Below are 15260 nucleotides of genomic sequence, written 5' to 3'. Positions count from 1 at the left end.
ACTCATTTTTATATTAATAAATATAAATAAATATGAAGTAATTTAAGTTTCACAGAGAATGAACCTGATCTTTTTTAGGATGGTGGTAAAACTGATTTTCCATTTCTCAGGTTGAAAGGTGAACCCAGATTAAGCCATCTGAACGATAGGAGGACAAGCCAATGTTTGAAGATTTTACCTATATTACTGATGAGGCTTTTTTAGAGAATTATTGGTGGGAAGAAAAAGTTATTTGTCTCCACTGCCAAGGCAAAGGAAGAATCTATCTAGAGACAGAGAATGAATCCGTCCCCTGTAAATTCTGTGAAGGTGAAGGCATTATTCAACGAAAACAAGAGGATACTAACTATTCCTAAAAATCTGTATAATTGGATACCATATATTAAAAATCTTCTTGAGTTAAAACCTCGGGCTGACATTGTTTAATTTCGCTGTTAATCCCGACGGCAGATTCCGATTGTAGGTCTTCGATATAACCGGATTGATGGGATAAAGCTTCAGAAAAACTCTCAAACGGACCGAAATAATAGAGACATTTCGGCTGAGTGGTGGTGATCTCTATCCACCAGGGTTGAGGTGGTAAACTAGGCTTAATGGAGACAGTTTCTGAGTCAAGAGGCTTTATACTAAGAATCCTGGCACCTTGGCGCAGGAGGCGCTGTGTTTCTTGACTCATGCGGCTTTTAGGTACTCGCAGGACTGTCTGGGAGAAGCGTTGAGGCAAAGAGCCAGAAGAACCGGAAAAAACAACTTCATAGAGAAATATTTGATTCTCTCCCTGATTATTAGCCTCTAGCATACAGAAAAGATTCTCTTTTGGGGGTAAGGGTTAAAAAAACAGACGCTACTTTGAGCAGATGACTCAAGCAAAATCATCTCCTAACAGAGTAGCGCATCTTGATAGGATAGCATAGAGCGGCAAAAAGTTAGGTTTTGACCTATTCTTCCCTCACAGCATGGCTTAAGGAGAGATTCTTCCACAGGAAGAACCCGATAGAGTTCTTTTATTGAGCCATCCCTGAAGATATCTATGAGGATTTTTTCTCCCGTCAGTTTATTCAAGATGCTGTGGGCGAATATATAGCGTTTCCTGTTCGCAAGAGGTACATTATCGATGTTGAAAAGCTTAATCAGCAAAGGTTAAACTGTGCCACACAGGTGTGATAACTGCTATATAGCAGTTATCTTAATGGTCAGGTAGGAAGTTTTCGTTTTTTGGATTCGGTTGTCGGTCGTCGATGCCAAATCCTGTTATACTTCATCTTTATGAGAAACAAGGTCAATAATACTGACAACAAATAGAGTTTTTTAACAAATATGCGGACACCAAAATTAAGCTTAGGAACCAGATTATTTTTATCCCATCTCCTCGTTATGGTGGTGGGATTGAGTAGCTTTATTATCATTGCTAAATTATCTTCTCCGCGAATGTTTGTTTTACGTTTGGAACAGTTAGAAAGGCAGGGATTTTTTACCGTGCGTTCAGCGAGAACTTTCTTGGTTAGGGGTTTTGAGACGGCTTGGGATAGTAGTGCTATTTGGTCATTTATTGCGGGAGGAAGTGCGGCTGGTTATCTGAGTTTTTTGGTTTCCCAACGTATTATGAAACCAGTAAAACAAATCAAACAAATCACTAAAAATTTTGCGGAAGGGGATTTATCGGCGCGAGTTCCAGAAAGCGAAATACCAGAATTAAATCAATTAGCCATCAGTTTTAATCAGATGGCGATTAGTTTAGCTGATGTAGAAAAACGTCGCCAGGAATTAATCGGTGATCTTACCCACGAATTACGCACCCCTTTAACTGTGGTACGGGGATATCTAGAAGAATTAGCCGATGGTGCGATCGAACCTAATCCAGAACTTTATCAGAAATTAGTGAAAGAAACCCGCCGGTTAGAACGTTTAACCCACGATCTACAGGAGCTATCGCGAGCGGAATCTGGTTATCTCTCGATTAAACTGCAACCTGTTAATTTATTAAGTTTGTTAAATTCTCTTATCGAAAAATTCGCCGATCAATTATTAGAAGATGGACCAACTTTACAGTTAGATTGTCCCCCCAATTTACCATCTGTCATGGCCGATCCCGATCGCCTTGAACAAATTTTAGTTAATCTGCTCGGTAATGCCATTCGTTACACCGATCATGGTGCAATTACCCTGCAAGTGACAAGGGACAAAAATCGCCTACAAATTGCCGTTATCGATACGGGAATCGGCATCGCAGCAGAGGATTTACCCTTTATTTTCGAGCGCTTTTGGCGGGCTGATCGTTCTCGTTCCCGTTATTCTGGGGGTAGTGGTATTGGTTTAGCGATTACCCGTCGTTTAGTGGAATTACACCAAAGTCAAATGGAGGTAGAAAGTGAATTAGGTAAAGGCAGCACTTTTCGTTTTTCCCTAGCAATATCTCCGAATTGGGAGTAGGGGTTTTTTTAGTGATCGGTAAACAGTAATCGGTAAGGGGAGAAGGGGGAGATGGAGCGGGGAGAGAGAGTTTGAGCATTTGTACTAAAATATCTAATAGACATTTCCAAAAATTATAGCAAAGAGCGGGGTGGTTAGGACAATCAATCGCTGAAACCCTTGACCGATAAGAGTTTGAAAATTGAAAGCGTCCTAACTAACTCGTTCTATGCCATATAACCCAATCACAGCTTGCTTTTAGCTTTTGTACTAACTGAGTAGTTCTAAGCTACTAAAATGCGTATCTATCGTTGCTAATTCAATTTCACTGAAAAAATATGAGACAATTAAAATCATTTTTATTTGGTTAGATTCCTTAACTAGAAAAACTTTTAGTCTTAAGATATAGTCATTTCAGATAATTCTGATACACTCTAGACTGGTTGAACCATTATGAACTCTGGCATTGATATTCTCAATCCTAATTGAAATGACTATAATATTAGGTGGAGGTCTAATAGGCAGTTTCAATGCAGTGCAGCTGATAACGAGATGACTATTCAGGAGAAGACAAGTCGCGGAAAATCTGGCTGGCGATGGCTGCACTCCGGCGAATTTGTTCAATTTCGGAAAGACTTTGCCAATCTTCGGTGTCTATAGTGGTTTTGCTCTGGCCATTACGCATAGTATAGGCGTAGGGACGGGCAAAAACCTGTAAATCTTCTGGAGACCATTGGGGAAAAAGCTCGCTAAGACAAACAACAAGGCGATCGAAGTTATCTAATTGACTATTAACTAGATTTTCAGCACTTTCTACTAGACGATTTAAATGTTCGGCTGGCAGTAAAGAGGCAAATTTATCAAAGATATTAGACCGGGATGAAACGGAAACTGTCGGGAATTTTTGGTGTAAACTGCTAAAGAATCTATGAGCTTGTGCCTCGATCGCCGTCGCTTCTAGTCCTTCACACAGAGAAAAAGGCGTTTCCGTGACATCTAAGGGATCATTACCCTCAACAGCGGTTACATCCCAGGGATAGGTGACTTCCTCTTCGATCAGGATTGCCAGAAGTTCTGCGTTAATCTGTTCGGATAGGGATAAATGGCTCATAAATAATACTCCATATTTTGGCCTTTGTGGCGTTCAATGAGTAACTACATCTCGGTTTTGACAATTCCCGAAGCTACCAACAGACTTCTGGTGGAAGTCAGGCAAGAGGCACTCTTGCCATAGTAGCAATAATTAACCCTTTAAACAGGATTTAGTATGCAGTGCGCTACTATCATGATGGTAAAGGCCTAGTTTTTCCCGACTGCGATCAACCTAATTGGACGGAATTTCTCGATCAAGGTTTTTGTATGGCGGCTTGTTATCAAACCTCCGATACAAGTGTTAATAGTAGGGCAATGCGGCGACTGGTAGCAACCTACGGGATGCTTTCCTATTTTTTATCCGTCTCGATTATTGCTATTATTTTTGGAATGATTGGTAATTTACTCTGAGCAAAAAAGATATTTTATTAGGGAAGTTATGGTTCATCAGAAAATTAATCTCGATCGCCTAGGTCCAGAAAAGACACTAATTACCCCCACCTATGCTTCCCGCGCCCTGACTTCCGCCGTACCTAAATACGAAATTCCCGAGGGAGAAATGCCGCCGGCGGTGGCCTACAATTTAATCCGCGATGAACTCGCCCTTGATGGTAATTCTCGCCTGAATTTGGCTACTTTTGTCACCACTTGGATGGAACCGGAAGCCAAACAATTAATGGCAGAAACCTTCGATAAAAACATGATCGACAAGGATGAATACCCACAAACCGCCGAAATTGAATTGCGTTGTGTGAATATGATCGCTAGACTCTGGAATGCTCCCGAAAGCGAAGCGGCAACCGGTTGTTCTACCATTGGTTCCAGTGAAGCGGCGATGTTGGGAGGCATGGCTTTAAAATGGCAGTGGCGCAAACGCCGACAAAAAGAGGGTAAACCCACCGATAAACCTAATTTAGTCATGGGCATTAATGTGCAAGTTTGTTGGGAAAAATTCTGTCGTTATTGGGAGGTAGAACCGCGTTTTGTGCCGATGGAAGGGAATCGTTTTCATCTCGATGCGACCGAGGCAATTAAACTAATTGATGAGAATACGATCGGGGTAATTGCCATTATGGGTAGTACCTTTGATGGTAGTTACGAACCCGTCCAAGAAATTAATGATGCCCTAGAAAAATTGAACAGAGAAACTGGCTGGCAAGTTCCCCTGCACGTCGATGGTGCTAGTGGTGGTTTTATTGCTCCTTTTCTTGATCCCGATTTAGTCTGGGATTTTCGCCTCAAATGGGTTAAATCGATTAATGCTTCTGGGCATAAATACGGTTTAGTCTATCCCGGTGTCGGTTGGATTATCTGGCGAGATCGGCAAGAATTGCCAGAAGAATTAATTTTTCATTGTAATTATTTAGGCGGCGATCTGCCTAATTTTGCTCTGAATTTTTCTCGTCCCGGCAATCAAGTAGTCGCCCAATATTATAATTTTTTACGCTTGGGTAAAGAGGGTTATCGACAAATTCATCAAGCCTGTCGAGATACGGCCTTGTATTTATCGGGGGAAATCGCTAAGCTCGGACCGTTTGAATTAATTACCGATGGCAGCACTATTCCGGTTTTTGCTTGGAAATTAAAGGAAACAATTAGTGATCAATCTAATTATAGTTTATTCGATTTAGCCGATAAATTGCGCGAGCGGGGTTGGTTAGTTCCTGCCTATACAATGCCCAAAAATCTCCAAGATTTAACCGTGCAGCGCGTGGTGATCAAGGAGGGATTTAGTCGCGATATGGCGGATCTGTTGTTGCGGGATCTTCGGTCAGCGATCGCCTTTTTTAAATCTCAGTCTAATTATCAGTCAAAATTATCTGGTTCCCATTTTCATCACTAAAAGATGTTGAGGAAAAAATCGCTTAAATTTCCCAAAAATTGGCAACCCTTACAAAGTTTTGGTGTTGCCAATTTTTCCACTCCTGTCTCAACTTAGGATCTCTGCACCTCATCGAGAACAGTAATGCCTAAATCTTACCCGAATACACCAAAAAAAATCTGACTTAATCCTATGCAATTTGTACCAGTTGTCGATATTAATCAAAGATATTTAATGCTAACTATACCATCTAGATCTAGAGGATGGATGAAAAAAATTGGTCATACTCTGCTAATATTTGCTGTAGTTTTACTACTGACTCTAACTTCCCCTCTTTTGGGAATAGCTCAAAATCCGACACAACCGGAAAACAGAATTGATGGCTTTCCAGTTATGTTAGATGGAAAAACTCTCTTTTTTATCCGGCGGGGAGTTTCTTCATTTTCGGCGGAGGAGAGAGCTAACGCTATTACCCGGAGAATTGAAAGAATTGCTCAAAATGATTCTATTCCTATTGAGAACCTGACAATTGAGCATCTCCCTGATGATAACTCACTTTATTTAAGTGTAGATCAAGAAGTAATTCTAACGGTGACGAAGCAAGATGCAAAAGCCTATCGTTCAACACCGGAGCTTTTAGCTCAACAAGCTTTACAAAAAATTCAGGTCGCTATCGCTCAATATCGCCAAGATCGAAAACCAGAACAACTACTTAAGAACATCATTTATACGGTTATAGCTAGTTTTGCTTTCTTGATTATTAGCTTTGCAGTTATCAAAATTTCAGGAAAACTATTTCCCTTCATTAGACGTTTGATTGAATCCTTAACACCGGGCATTCAAATCGGGAATGTTGAGATCATATCTTCCTCTAAAATCAGCTTTTTTTGGTTGCGATTTCTTCGGATAATTCGCTTATTTTTTCTGTTTTTATTATTATTTAATTATGCAACATTTGTACTTCGTTTATTTCCCTGGACAAGAGTTTTTGGCGAGAGTATTTTAGGTTATTTTTATCAATCATTAGAACTGGTTTTATCCTCTATTGCCCAATATCTTCCCAATGCCTTTATTATTGCCATAATCATTTTTATAACCTACTACTTAATCGGGCTAATCAAGCCCTTTTTTACAGCAATAGAAAGAGGAAATCTGGTTATTCCTGGTTTTTATACTGATTGGGCTAAACCGACTTACAATATCCTATTAGTCATAATTATTGCCATAGCAGCAATAGTAGCTTTTCCCTATTTGCCCGGTTTTGATTCCCCTGCTTTCCGAGGTGTTTCTGTTTTTCTCGGTCTTCTTTTATCCCTTGGTTCTACTTCGGCTATCGCCAATGTTATCGGGGGAATTATTCTTATCTATACCCGTGCCTTTCGCATCGGAGATCACATTCAGGTAGGAGAGGTAATTGGCGATCTAATTGAAAAAAACTTCTTAGTAATTCGCATTTGCACTCCCACTAATAAAATCATTACTATTCCTAACTCATCTTTATTAAGTAGTAATGTAATTAACTTTAGTATTTCCTCGCGGGAATTAAACAGAAATCTAATTATTCAGACAACGATTACCCTAGGGTACGATCTGCCCTGGCGAAAAGCCCACACAACCTTAATTGAAGCTGCTCTAGAAACTGTGCATATCCTCAAAGAACCCGCACCTTTTGTCCTGCAAACTAGCCTAGATAATTTTTACATCAGTTATCAATTAAATGCTTACACTAACCAACCCAATTTGATGGTAATAATTTATTCAGAACTCCATCAGAATATTCAAGACAAGTGTAATGAAGCCGGGATTGAGATTCTCTCTCCCAGTTACACTTCCCTACGAGATGGAAATACAACAACTATCCCCGAAAATTATTTACCTTCCGATTATGTCGCGCCTCCCTTTCGCGTTCAATCTTCAGACAATCAGGAAAACAACACATTATGATAGTAAATCCGTTTTTAAGCCCTCACTATTGGCGGATTATTAATATAATGTTAATTGAGCTTAGAAGGAGATAAATCGATGACGGCATCCTATGAGCAAGACTTTGGACTTTGGGCCGAACAAATGGCCGATTTATTAGCTTCTGGTCGGTTTTCCGAGTTAGATATTGAGAATTTAGTCGAAGAGGTGCGGGATTTGTCGAAACGGGAGCGCGATCGCTTACTCGCTAGTCTAAGATTAATTTTGCATCATTTATTAAAGTGGGACTATCAACCTCAACGGCGATCCAGGGGTTGGTTGGGAACTATTCAGCGAGAAAGAGCTAATATTAGGCTTTATTTGGACGATAGCCCCAGTTTAAGGCGATATTTAACCGATGAAAGCCTATTTAAACTCTATGCTGTTGCTTGTTCCGATGCTTTTAGAGAGACGGGATTAGAGTTTCCCCCCATTTGTCCCTACGGTATTGAGGATATTTTAAATCGTTCTCTTCATTTGTCGGAACGATAGACGAATCTCCTCACCTAACGACTGTATCTTATAATACATTGTGCCTACCAAAACCAGCCGAAACCCCTAGTCATTTTCTTCTTCTCTATTTTCAATATTTATTGCTGACATTTCTGAAGGCAAAGGAGTTGCTAAACGAATATTAACATCAATCATCAATTGATTTTTTTCAATCTTTATATTCGCTCTTTTCACAACAATGAAAGCAGAAATAGAATCACTGGCATCGTATTCAAGAGAAAAATCTTTTTTATAACCAGCATCCTCTAACCATTCAGCAATATTACGCCAATTCTCTACCTTGCCATTATTATTACCAACCAGTTCTTTAACGTATTGATAGAGCGTAGTGCATAAATCTACCTCAACTCCTTTACGACTCTTCTTGAGTTTTTCAGCAATTTCTGTGGGACTATAACCGCAGAGTAATCCTTGTAAATGTTTTTTTTCAGTAGGAGTCAGTCGCTTTCCCTTAACAGAAGCAAGATCAAGATAAAGAGTTTCTAAGTCCCATTGACTCATAGCTCGGGAAAAAGGGTCATTATTGGTATCCATAAATTTTTGCCTAAAAATTTCCTAGTCAGATTCTAGCATAATTCCTAGTGTTGACTAATTGAATGATGTAGAACTATAACTTATTGTAAATGATTAGTAAACAACCACTTTTTAATTGAGGTAATTAAATATGCCTAGTTATACTCCTCCTACCAGTTATACTGGTACTAAAAATGGCGATAGAATCTACGGATCTGCTCAAAATGATTATATTTTTGGGGCTGGTGGGGATGATAAATTATATGGCGGTCGTGGAAATGATACTCTTGCGGGAGGTGAAGGAAATGACTATCTTGATGGAGGCGATGGTGACGATATTTTGCAAGGATCGGACACTCTTAATTATTACTACGGCATCCCCGGTCTAACTGTCCCAGAATATGATACTTTAGTTGGAGGTGCGGGTCGTGATACATTTGTAATTGGGAATAATCGAGGTAATCTTAATATGGGACCAGGTTATGCAGTAATAGCTGATTTTACCTCTTTTGTTGATCGCATTCAAGTTAAACGAAGTGGAGTATCTATTACTCTTAAAAAACAAAATATGGTTGGAGGAGGTGCTTCAGATACACTTATTTATAATGGTACAGATTTGATAGCAGTTGTTCAAGATAATAGTAGTTTGCAATTAAATAGTAGTTATTTTAACTTTGTTTAATGCAACTATCAGATTTTGTAGGGTGCGTGTTTGCGGCTACCAATTCTGTTAAAAAACCAAAATTAACAATCCGCACCCGACGCAGCAAATTTATTATTAAATTGGTGCGTTACGCTTTCGCACTTTACACCCTAAGAGTGGTACGAAGTTGAAGGGTGATCGTTCTTGTCGGTGGGGTGGAGTGCGATCTCTGTCATCGAATAAGATATAATTGGGAAGGTAAAAATAGTTAAAGCATTATGAGTTACCAAAACATTATTACCATTGAACCTGGAAAACGCAGCGGAAAACCCTGCATTCGAGGAATGCGTATAACTGTGTACGATATTCTAGAATATTTAGCAGCAGGAATGACAGAAGCAGAAATTCTTGAGGATTTTTCAGAATTAACTTCCGAGGATATCAAAGCTTGTTTGGCTTTTGCTGCTGATCGAGAGAAAAAATTATTTATCACCTCTTTATGAAACTGTTATTAGATGAAAATTTGTCAGATCGGATTATTGATAAAATAATTGATTTATATGCTGATTCTCAGCACGTTAAGACTTTAGGAATGATAAATACTGATGATGCACTTATCTGGGAATTTGCCAAATTCAACGATTTTGTAATTGTCTCTAAAGATGCCGATTTTCATCAGCGCAGTCTATTATATGGTCATCCACCCAAATTTATCTATCTTCGTATTGGCAATAGTCCCACTGCAAAGATTATCGAAATTTTAAGAGTTTATTTTTTAATTATTGTTGAATTTTTTGATAGTGAAACAGAAAGTCTGTTGATATTAAGTTAAGTGCGATCGCTGATCTGGTAGATTGCGTTAGGCGGCAATCCCAAAAGTAGGGGCGCAAAGAACTTGCACCCTCTGGATATCACGGTAATTCCCCTGACGGTGGCTTCTAGCGGAACATTGCCCGGAGAGAACTAGAGAGTTGATTGGCTACCCGTGCGGCCACCAATCCCGAAAGGGCAGCAACCACCACTGTAGCAAGGCAGGTTAGCTGGGCTGCCGCCGGGCCACCCACTCCCAGCACCATCGCCACGGCGGTCAGAGGTAGGCGATAGCCGCCAGCAATACCGGCCGCTGCCCCCGCCGCACCCGCCAGATCCCCCGAAATTTCAAAGGTGGTGGCGAACACCCGGCCAGTGAGGTCGCCGATCGCCAGAAAAGGGACAAACACGCCGCCACAGCCCCCGGCTAAAACCGCAGCTGTGGTAGCCGCAGCCCGGAGCAGAGCCACTGCCAACAGGTGATAAGGAGTTGTTTCAATGTTTTCGGCCCAGACGATAGCGGCTCCCCCTGGTCCAAAAGCCGCTGCCGGAGTCGCCACCTGTCCGATCACGATCGCCAAGAACAGCATCATCAGGCCACCAATGAGGAGACGAGTGCCAGGCCTGTCCCGCAAGCCTCTGGCCCAGTAGATCGCCTCACCGGTGAGGGCTGTAATCGTGCCAGCGATCGCTCCGATCAACAAAGTGGCAGCCACCGCATCCCCGAAGTCAGTCGGGGCAACCTGCGGCACCACCAGCCGGATCAGTTGCAGCTTAAAGGCAGCGTTGACTCCCCATCCCACCAGTCCCCCGGCTAACATCGCCGCCACTCGCTCCGGGGTGATCGGAACCTGGCGTCGCTGACTCAACTCAAACATAAAAAAGCTGCCCACCAGAGGGATTCCCATCAGGGCAGAAACACTTGCCGCACCGCCACCGATGGCCAGGGGCCGCACCAGTTGACCCAGGGCTGGATTTATGGTACCCAACCAAGTTCCCGTCGCCACGCCAATATGAGCCGCCGGTGATTCCGTTCCCATGGGCGCACCCAGCCCAACAGTGGAGAGGATGGCTAGGGCCCGCAACGGTGCTAGATTCCAAGGGAAGCGCTCTTCGGCACCGGATGCGTTCACCACGTCACCGGTCAGATCGGCGCGAGCAATGTCATGGGGGAAGGAGTACCAGGCCATGAGAGAACCCCAGCGGCCAGAGGCAGTCGCCCCGCGGGGAGCTAAGATCTGCACAGGTTGGCCCCTACCCAGTCCAAACAGGACTAGCACTGCTAAGGTAACGCCCACCAGAGGCAGCAGCAGTAGCCAGACGTTGCCTAGGTTAGAGGCAATTCTGAGGGTTTGCTTAATTGCCTCAGTCAGCAGTACCGCGGCCAGAGAACCGATCAAACCGCCGAGCAGACCAGCAACAGCCCATGGGCCTACCCTGGTTAAGAGAAGTTGTAGTTTGTTATTTAGCATCGCGCAAGGAAAGTTAAGTTTTTATTGTTCTGATAGCAAGTCCATTTGAGTAGTCAAGCAAAACACCCTGAAAGTTTTCACTATATACTAAGTCCTTTCGATGGGACGGTTCTCCGCAGACTCCCCCTCAACAGGAGAATTAATTGCCAGATTCTCTTGTCTCGTGCCAAGGTTCCATCTTGCAATGGGAAAAGTGAGCATCTTCCTTCCTTCCCCGTGTTACAAGGGAAATCCTTGCAACGAGATATCTGTAAATATCTCTTGCCGATTGCCTATTCCAACCAAGAAATTAATTTTGCACGACTACCTAATAGTGACGTGGAGTATAAACCCACTGCTTGGTTTTACCCTGCTCAATCAGGCGAGTTTTACTAGATCCAATCAAAATTATGGTTCGCATATCCGCATCGTTAATAGTCATATCCCCTAGGAATTTCACCGTCACTGTTTCCCCTTTTCGTCCTAAATTACGCGCTAATACCACGGGAGTTTGCGGCGATCGCCATTGTAATAAAATCTCTTTTGCCTTCTCTAATTGCCAAGTGCGCTCTTGAGACACAGGATTATAAAATGCGATCGCTAAATCTGCCCGGGCTGCTAACTCAATACGCTGAGAAATCACTTGCCAAGATTTGAGAATATCCGATAGGGAAATCGTACAAAAATCATGGCCTAAAGGTGCGCCAACCCTCGCAGCCGCCGCCTGCATGGCCGAAATCCCCGGACAGACCTGAATGGCGATCGCATCCCATGCCGGTTTTGCTTTTTTTTCTAATACCTCAAACACGGCCGCGGCCATGGCATAAATGCCAGGATCTCCGGAGGAAACTAAGACAACTGATCGCCCCTTAGCCGCTAAATCTAAGGCCATTTCTGCGCGATCGAGTTCCACCCGATTATCCGATTCATGGCGGACAATTTCTGGTGTTCGCAGGGATTCTACCAAATCCAAATAGGTTTTATAACCCACCCAATCCGTGGCTTTTTCCAACACTTCTCGAACTTCCGGCGACATCCAATTTAGCGCACCCGGTCCAGTTCCAACTATGGCTAATTTACCTTGACTTTCCTGGTCTAAATCTCCCAGTAGTAAACCAGATTTTTCCTTAATTTGCTGGCTTTCCTCCCACAGATAAACTAAACAGTCACTGCTAGGTTTTGCTAAGTTTAAGTTACTTTTATCGATAATCTCAATGCTCAATTTTGCTGCTGATGAAATTGGTAAATTACTATTTTTTAACCAGTCCGCTTCACCGATTAATTTTACTTTTTCACCGGCTAATAAATCGGACAGAAACTTCTTAGCATCATCGGGATTAACTAACTGATAACCCGGTGGTGGCGATAATAAGGTAGTTTTAAATCTAATATCACCAGTGGTGGTAATTGCGGGGGAAATTTGCAAAACCGAGGCAATTTGACGAGCGAGATCATTAACCCCTTGTAAACCCCCCAACAAAGGCACTACGGCGCTGCCATCTTCTGCGATTGCTAATACAGGCGGTTCTTGCCATTTATTAGTTAATAAAGGTGCTAAAGTGCGAATTAAAATACCCGCCGCACAAATGCCAATAATTGGCGTTCCTGTCTGGAAAAATTCTCGCACCGTTTCGCCAAAATTAGTATAGGTAAAATCAGCCGAATGGGTACGATTTATTAACCCATAAACCACTGCTTCCGGTAGGGACATTTGCACTTGACGAGCCACGAGAATGCTGGTTTCTCCTAAAATGAGAATAGCTGGAGGTTTCATTTAGCTGCCCCCGACTGCGTTGAGGTTAACTTTTGGATAAATTCTTGATGTTCTACCGAGTTAATTCCAGCTTTTAAGATGTCTAAAACCCCTGACATATTGCCGTTGAGCATGGCTGAAATATCTAACCACAAACCCGGAAATACTAGAGAGCAAATCACCCCTTCTTGGTTGGGTAACAAAGAAATATAATCGCCATTTTCTAAACTAAACCAATCAATCTTTTGATCAAATACCTGCCAAATAAGGTATTCTTGAATGCCACTGCGTCGATAAGCACGTTTTTTATCACCTAAATCTATGGCGGCACTACTAGCGGCAATTTCTACCACTAATTCCGGCGATCCTTCTAGGTATCCCTCTACAGTTAGGGTTGATTTTCCCCCGCTTTCTTGACTGATTAATAACACCCCATCCGGCTGTAGTTCGTTGTCGATATCCAAGCGAACTGTTGGCTCAATACCCATTTGTACTTGGGGTGTAGCAGCTTGATAAACTCCCACCCAAGTGATTAAACGTCCGTGGGGTTCAGCATGAAATTTAAACCTTAATGGGGATGCCATATATACAACTCCTTCGATCAGTTCGGCTTTTTTTAATCCTGGCATAGCTTGATAACGGCGCTCGAATTCGGGACGAATTAAGCGATCCCCATTTTCTAACGGGGGTAAATATTGAGTGGTTACAGCCTGAGAATTTAAGGATTTAACCGGGGAAGAAGTCATGGTGGCAGTCTTTGGGAACAAAACAGCATTGATTTTATTATAGATTGTTTCATCGGACTTCTTGCGGGATTTAACTTTTAGCTGAAATTTTCCCAGAAGTCCCGTGCTTTTAGCGATGGGATGAATGGCGACCAACAGATAGACAATTACCCAAAACTATAGCATTTATCTTAGTGGTGAGGTACAAAGTTTTCCTTTTGGGAAGTCGGTAGTCGATACCAAATTAGGTTACACTTCATCTAGTTATGAGAAATGCTGTCATAACTGATATAGCGCACCTAAATGAAAGGTAAACGTCCTCTTCTAGAGCCTACCCGTTCACGAATAACCGATAACTGATAATGTTGGTTCCCCTTACCCGTCAATCGATCGAGCAAATTGTCCCGATTATCGCCACAGGTCCCCAGTACGCTCACTATTGGGGTAAATGGTCTGATTTTCTGCGCCGTTTATTCATTTCTATCATCGCTCTCACCGCAGCTTGGTTAATCGGTAATTTATTCGGCCCCGGTGGTTTAACAATTAAACTGATTTTCAACATTATCGCCGGTTTATATTGGCTCTGGGGTCCGGTTTATTGGGCCAGTGTTCGCAATAATACCTATCGTCGTCTTCCCTACGGGGGGTTTTGGCGCGGTCGCGTTTTCGATGCTTTTGTAACCGAGGAATTAATCGGGGAAGAAGAAAGGGTCAATAAACGCGGGGAATTAGAGATTATCGAAAATCGCCAACGCTGTATTAATCTAGAAATCGGTGATCAAACTGGCTTTTCGGCGATCGTTCGCGCTCCCCTCAAACGCATCCATAAATCGATCCGTCCCGGGATGGTGGCCGAAGCTTTGTTAATGTCTCAAGACCCCGATTTAGGGGATATCAATCAACTTTCTGATGTCCATCTTCCCCAACTCGACCAGTGGATAGGGGAATATCCTGTGCTGCGACGGGATATTTTTCAGCAAGTTAGTCGCGAATTAGGAGGGGGAAAAGAACCCCGGCCAAAGCCTTCTCGTTATTCTAATAATGTCATCCGAAGACGCAAAACCCGTTAATTGTTCGGCGATCCCGGGGTTGGTTGGGAAGTATTCAAGGAGAAAGAGCTAATATTAGGCTTTATTTGGACAATAACCCTAGTTTAAAGCGATATTTAACTGATGAAAGCCTATTTAACCTCAGTTCGGGATAAGCTAAAACCCTGATGCTATCGTAGCCTGAAACTCCTATTCTTTCGTGGAAGCTATGGCAAAATTTCCTTAAACCGAACTGGCGTTTATTAGATAAACTGCGCTATTTACATAGTTTCATGTGTCAACATATTAGCTATTTCCACTTGTTCTGGAGGATTGTCTGGGCAATTCAAGTCTGAATTGCATCACTATCTGATCTACCTTTATAGAATACCTCATTGGGGGTCTGATAGTCAAGACATTTTCGAGGACGATTGTTAATCAAGTTTACGGCTCTTTCCACCTCCTCTGGCTTAACGATTTTAAAATTTGTCCCCTTGGCAAAAAATTGTCTTAACAGTCCATTGGTATGCTCGTTTAAT

Annotated in this window: 17 protein-coding genes and 1 pseudogene; 11 read left to right on the top strand and 7 right to left on the bottom strand. The window is 42.3% G+C overall.

Going from position 1 to position 15260, the window contains the following annotated elements; all coding sequences use genetic code 11:
• The first annotated feature begins 161 nt into the window (after window positions 1-161).
• Window positions 162-356, top strand: coding sequence for a hypothetical protein (locus IM485_RS11815; protein ID WP_104398074.1), 195 nt, complete (start codon window positions 162-164; stop codon window positions 354-356).
• Between the two features lie 26 nt (window positions 357-382).
• Here IM485_RS11815 and IM485_RS11810 read toward each other — a convergent pair whose 3' ends face one another.
• The gene (locus IM485_RS11810) at window positions 383-799 is read right to left on the bottom strand and encodes a DUF1816 domain-containing protein (RefSeq protein WP_104398073.1); all 417 of its coding nucleotides are present in this window, start codon (window positions 797-799) and stop codon (window positions 383-385) included.
• 518 nt (window positions 800-1317) lie between these two features.
• Between IM485_RS11810 and IM485_RS11805 the strand changes: the two genes are divergently transcribed.
• Window positions 1318-2430 carry a sensor histidine kinase gene (locus tag IM485_RS11805; protein WP_104398072.1) on the top strand — a complete coding sequence of 371 codons (1113 nt, stop codon included), beginning with the start codon at window positions 1318-1320 and terminating at the stop codon, window positions 2428-2430.
• Window positions 2431-2965: 535 nt separating this feature from the next.
• On the opposite strand, the gene IM485_RS11800 is transcribed toward IM485_RS11805, so the two are convergent.
• Entirely contained in the window at window positions 2966-3520 is a 555-nt protein-coding gene (locus tag IM485_RS11800; protein ID WP_104398071.1) for a hypothetical protein, read from the bottom strand.
• Between the two features lie 161 nt (window positions 3521-3681).
• Here IM485_RS11800 and IM485_RS11795 point away from each other — a divergent pair, with 161 nt between their 5' ends.
• The 4 genes from IM485_RS11795 to IM485_RS11780 all read left to right on the top strand — a co-directional run bounded on the left by IM485_RS11795 (window position 3682) and on the right by IM485_RS11780 (window position 7777).
• On the top strand, window positions 3682-3912 hold the full coding sequence (locus IM485_RS11795) for a DUF1345 domain-containing protein (RefSeq protein WP_238142095.1): 231 nt from the start codon (window positions 3682-3684) through the stop codon (window positions 3910-3912).
• A 28-nt stretch (window positions 3913-3940) separates the two neighbouring features.
• On the top strand, window positions 3941-5344 hold the full coding sequence (gene gad, locus IM485_RS11790) for a glutamate decarboxylase (RefSeq protein ID WP_287743212.1): 1404 nt from the start codon (window positions 3941-3943) through the stop codon (window positions 5342-5344).
• 171 nt (window positions 5345-5515) lie between these two features.
• The gene (locus tag IM485_RS11785; protein ID WP_287743209.1) at window positions 5516-7267 is read left to right on the top strand and encodes a mechanosensitive ion channel family protein; all 1752 of its coding nucleotides are present in this window, start codon (window positions 5516-5518) and stop codon (window positions 7265-7267) included.
• Window positions 7268-7345: 78 nt separating this feature from the next.
• Complete coding sequence (locus tag IM485_RS11780; RefSeq protein WP_194015217.1) at window positions 7346-7777, top strand: DUF29 domain-containing protein; 432 nt, start codon at window positions 7346-7348, stop codon at window positions 7775-7777.
• A gap of 66 nt (window positions 7778-7843) precedes the next feature.
• On the opposite strand, the gene IM485_RS11775 is transcribed toward IM485_RS11780, so the two are convergent.
• Window positions 7844-8332 (bottom strand): helix-turn-helix transcriptional regulator, encoded by a 489-nt coding sequence (locus tag IM485_RS11775; protein ID WP_194015219.1) that lies wholly within the window; start codon window positions 8330-8332, stop codon window positions 7844-7846.
• Window positions 8333-8462: 130 nt separating this feature from the next.
• On the opposite strand from IM485_RS11775, the gene IM485_RS11770 reads away from it, so the two are divergent.
• The 3 genes from IM485_RS11770 to IM485_RS11760 all read left to right on the top strand — a co-directional run bounded on the left by IM485_RS11770 (window position 8463) and on the right by IM485_RS11760 (window position 9786).
• Window positions 8463-8993, top strand: coding sequence for a hemolysin (locus IM485_RS11770; protein ID WP_194015221.1), 531 nt, complete (start codon window positions 8463-8465; stop codon window positions 8991-8993).
• 239 nt (window positions 8994-9232) lie between these two features.
• A complete protein-coding gene (locus tag IM485_RS11765; RefSeq protein ID WP_002745983.1) occupies window positions 9233-9457 on the top strand; it encodes a DUF433 domain-containing protein in 225 nt (74 codons plus the stop codon).
• Complete coding sequence (locus IM485_RS11760; protein WP_110577598.1) at window positions 9454-9786, top strand: DUF5615 family PIN-like protein; 333 nt, start codon at window positions 9454-9456, stop codon at window positions 9784-9786. Before IM485_RS11765 ends, IM485_RS11760 begins: the two co-directional genes overlap by 4 nt.
• A gap of 106 nt (window positions 9787-9892) precedes the next feature.
• Here the strand turns inward: IM485_RS11760 and IM485_RS11755 are convergent, their stop codons facing one another.
• The 3 genes from IM485_RS11755 to IM485_RS11745 all read right to left on the bottom strand — a co-directional run bounded on the left by IM485_RS11755 (window position 9893) and on the right by IM485_RS11745 (window position 13714).
• On the bottom strand, window positions 9893-11236 hold the full coding sequence (locus IM485_RS11755) for a chloride channel protein (RefSeq protein WP_104398065.1): 1344 nt from the start codon (window positions 11234-11236) through the stop codon (window positions 9893-9895).
• Between the two features lie 307 nt (window positions 11237-11543).
• Window positions 11544-12989 (bottom strand): precorrin-3B C(17)-methyltransferase, encoded by a 1446-nt coding sequence (gene cobJ / locus IM485_RS11750; RefSeq protein WP_287743204.1) that lies wholly within the window; start codon window positions 12987-12989, stop codon window positions 11544-11546.
• Entirely contained in the window at window positions 12986-13714 is a 729-nt protein-coding gene (locus tag IM485_RS11745; RefSeq protein ID WP_287743201.1) for a Uma2 family endonuclease, read from the bottom strand. The genes cobJ and IM485_RS11745 overlap by 4 nt, the downstream gene beginning before the upstream one ends.
• Before the next feature lie 341 nt (window positions 13715-14055).
• Between IM485_RS11745 and IM485_RS11740 the strand changes: the two genes are divergently transcribed.
• Window positions 14056-14763 carry a DUF8619 family protein gene (locus tag IM485_RS11740; RefSeq protein WP_104398062.1) on the top strand — a complete coding sequence of 236 codons (708 nt, stop codon included), beginning with the start codon at window positions 14056-14058 and terminating at the stop codon, window positions 14761-14763.
• Between the two features lie 5 nt (window positions 14764-14768).
• Window positions 14769-14885: pseudogene (locus IM485_RS22730) on the top strand (DUF29 family protein); the annotation flags it as partial.
• Between the two features lie 182 nt (window positions 14886-15067).
• Here the strand turns inward: IM485_RS22730 and IM485_RS11735 are convergent.
• Window positions 15068-15260 (bottom strand): transposase (locus IM485_RS11735; protein ID WP_502882185.1); only part of this gene is annotated, 193 nt, incomplete at its 5' end.

This window comes from Microcystis sp. M169S2, from assembly GCF_020245865.1.
Taxonomy (GTDB): domain Bacteria; phylum Cyanobacteriota; class Cyanobacteriia; order Cyanobacteriales; family Microcystaceae; genus Microcystis; species Microcystis ichthyoblabe_A.
This window is presented reverse-complemented; position numbering and strand designations above follow the sequence as displayed.

Excerpts from the sequence above, each read along its gene's own strand:
- IM485_RS11775 (WP_194015219.1), bottom strand. The coding sequence starts at position 8,332 with ATGGATACCAATAATGACCCTTTTTCCCGAGCTATGAGTCAATGGGAC.
- IM485_RS11780 (WP_194015217.1), top strand. The coding sequence starts at position 7,346 with ATGACGGCATCCTATGAGCAAGACTTTGGACTTTGGGCCGAACAAATG.
- IM485_RS11755 (WP_104398065.1), bottom strand. The coding sequence starts at position 11,236 with ATGCTAAATAACAAACTACAACTTCTCTTAACCAGGGTAGGCCCATGG.
- IM485_RS11800 (WP_104398071.1), bottom strand. The coding sequence starts at position 3,520 with ATGAGCCATTTATCCCTATCCGAACAGATTAACGCAGAACTTCTGGCA.
- IM485_RS11770 (WP_194015221.1), top strand. The coding sequence starts at position 8,463 with ATGCCTAGTTATACTCCTCCTACCAGTTATACTGGTACTAAAAATGGC.
- IM485_RS11810 (WP_104398073.1), bottom strand. The coding sequence starts at position 799 with ATGCTAGAGGCTAATAATCAGGGAGAGAATCAAATATTTCTCTATGAA.
- gad (WP_287743212.1), top strand. The coding sequence starts at position 3,941 with ATGGTTCATCAGAAAATTAATCTCGATCGCCTAGGTCCAGAAAAGACA.
- cobJ (WP_287743204.1), bottom strand. The coding sequence starts at position 12,989 with ATGAAACCTCCAGCTATTCTCATTTTAGGAGAAACCAGCATTCTCGTG.
- IM485_RS11740 (WP_104398062.1), top strand. The coding sequence starts at position 14,056 with ATGTTGGTTCCCCTTACCCGTCAATCGATCGAGCAAATTGTCCCGATT.
- IM485_RS11785 (WP_287743209.1), top strand. The coding sequence starts at position 5,516 with ATGCAATTTGTACCAGTTGTCGATATTAATCAAAGATATTTAATGCTA.
- IM485_RS11745 (WP_287743201.1), bottom strand. The coding sequence starts at position 13,714 with ATGACTTCTTCCCCGGTTAAATCCTTAAATTCTCAGGCTGTAACCACT.
- IM485_RS11760 (WP_110577598.1), top strand. The coding sequence starts at position 9,454 with ATGAAACTGTTATTAGATGAAAATTTGTCAGATCGGATTATTGATAAA.
- IM485_RS11805 (WP_104398072.1), top strand. The coding sequence starts at position 1,318 with ATGCGGACACCAAAATTAAGCTTAGGAACCAGATTATTTTTATCCCAT.
- IM485_RS11765 (WP_002745983.1), top strand. The coding sequence starts at position 9,233 with ATGAGTTACCAAAACATTATTACCATTGAACCTGGAAAACGCAGCGGA.
- IM485_RS11815 (WP_104398074.1), top strand. The coding sequence starts at position 162 with ATGTTTGAAGATTTTACCTATATTACTGATGAGGCTTTTTTAGAGAAT.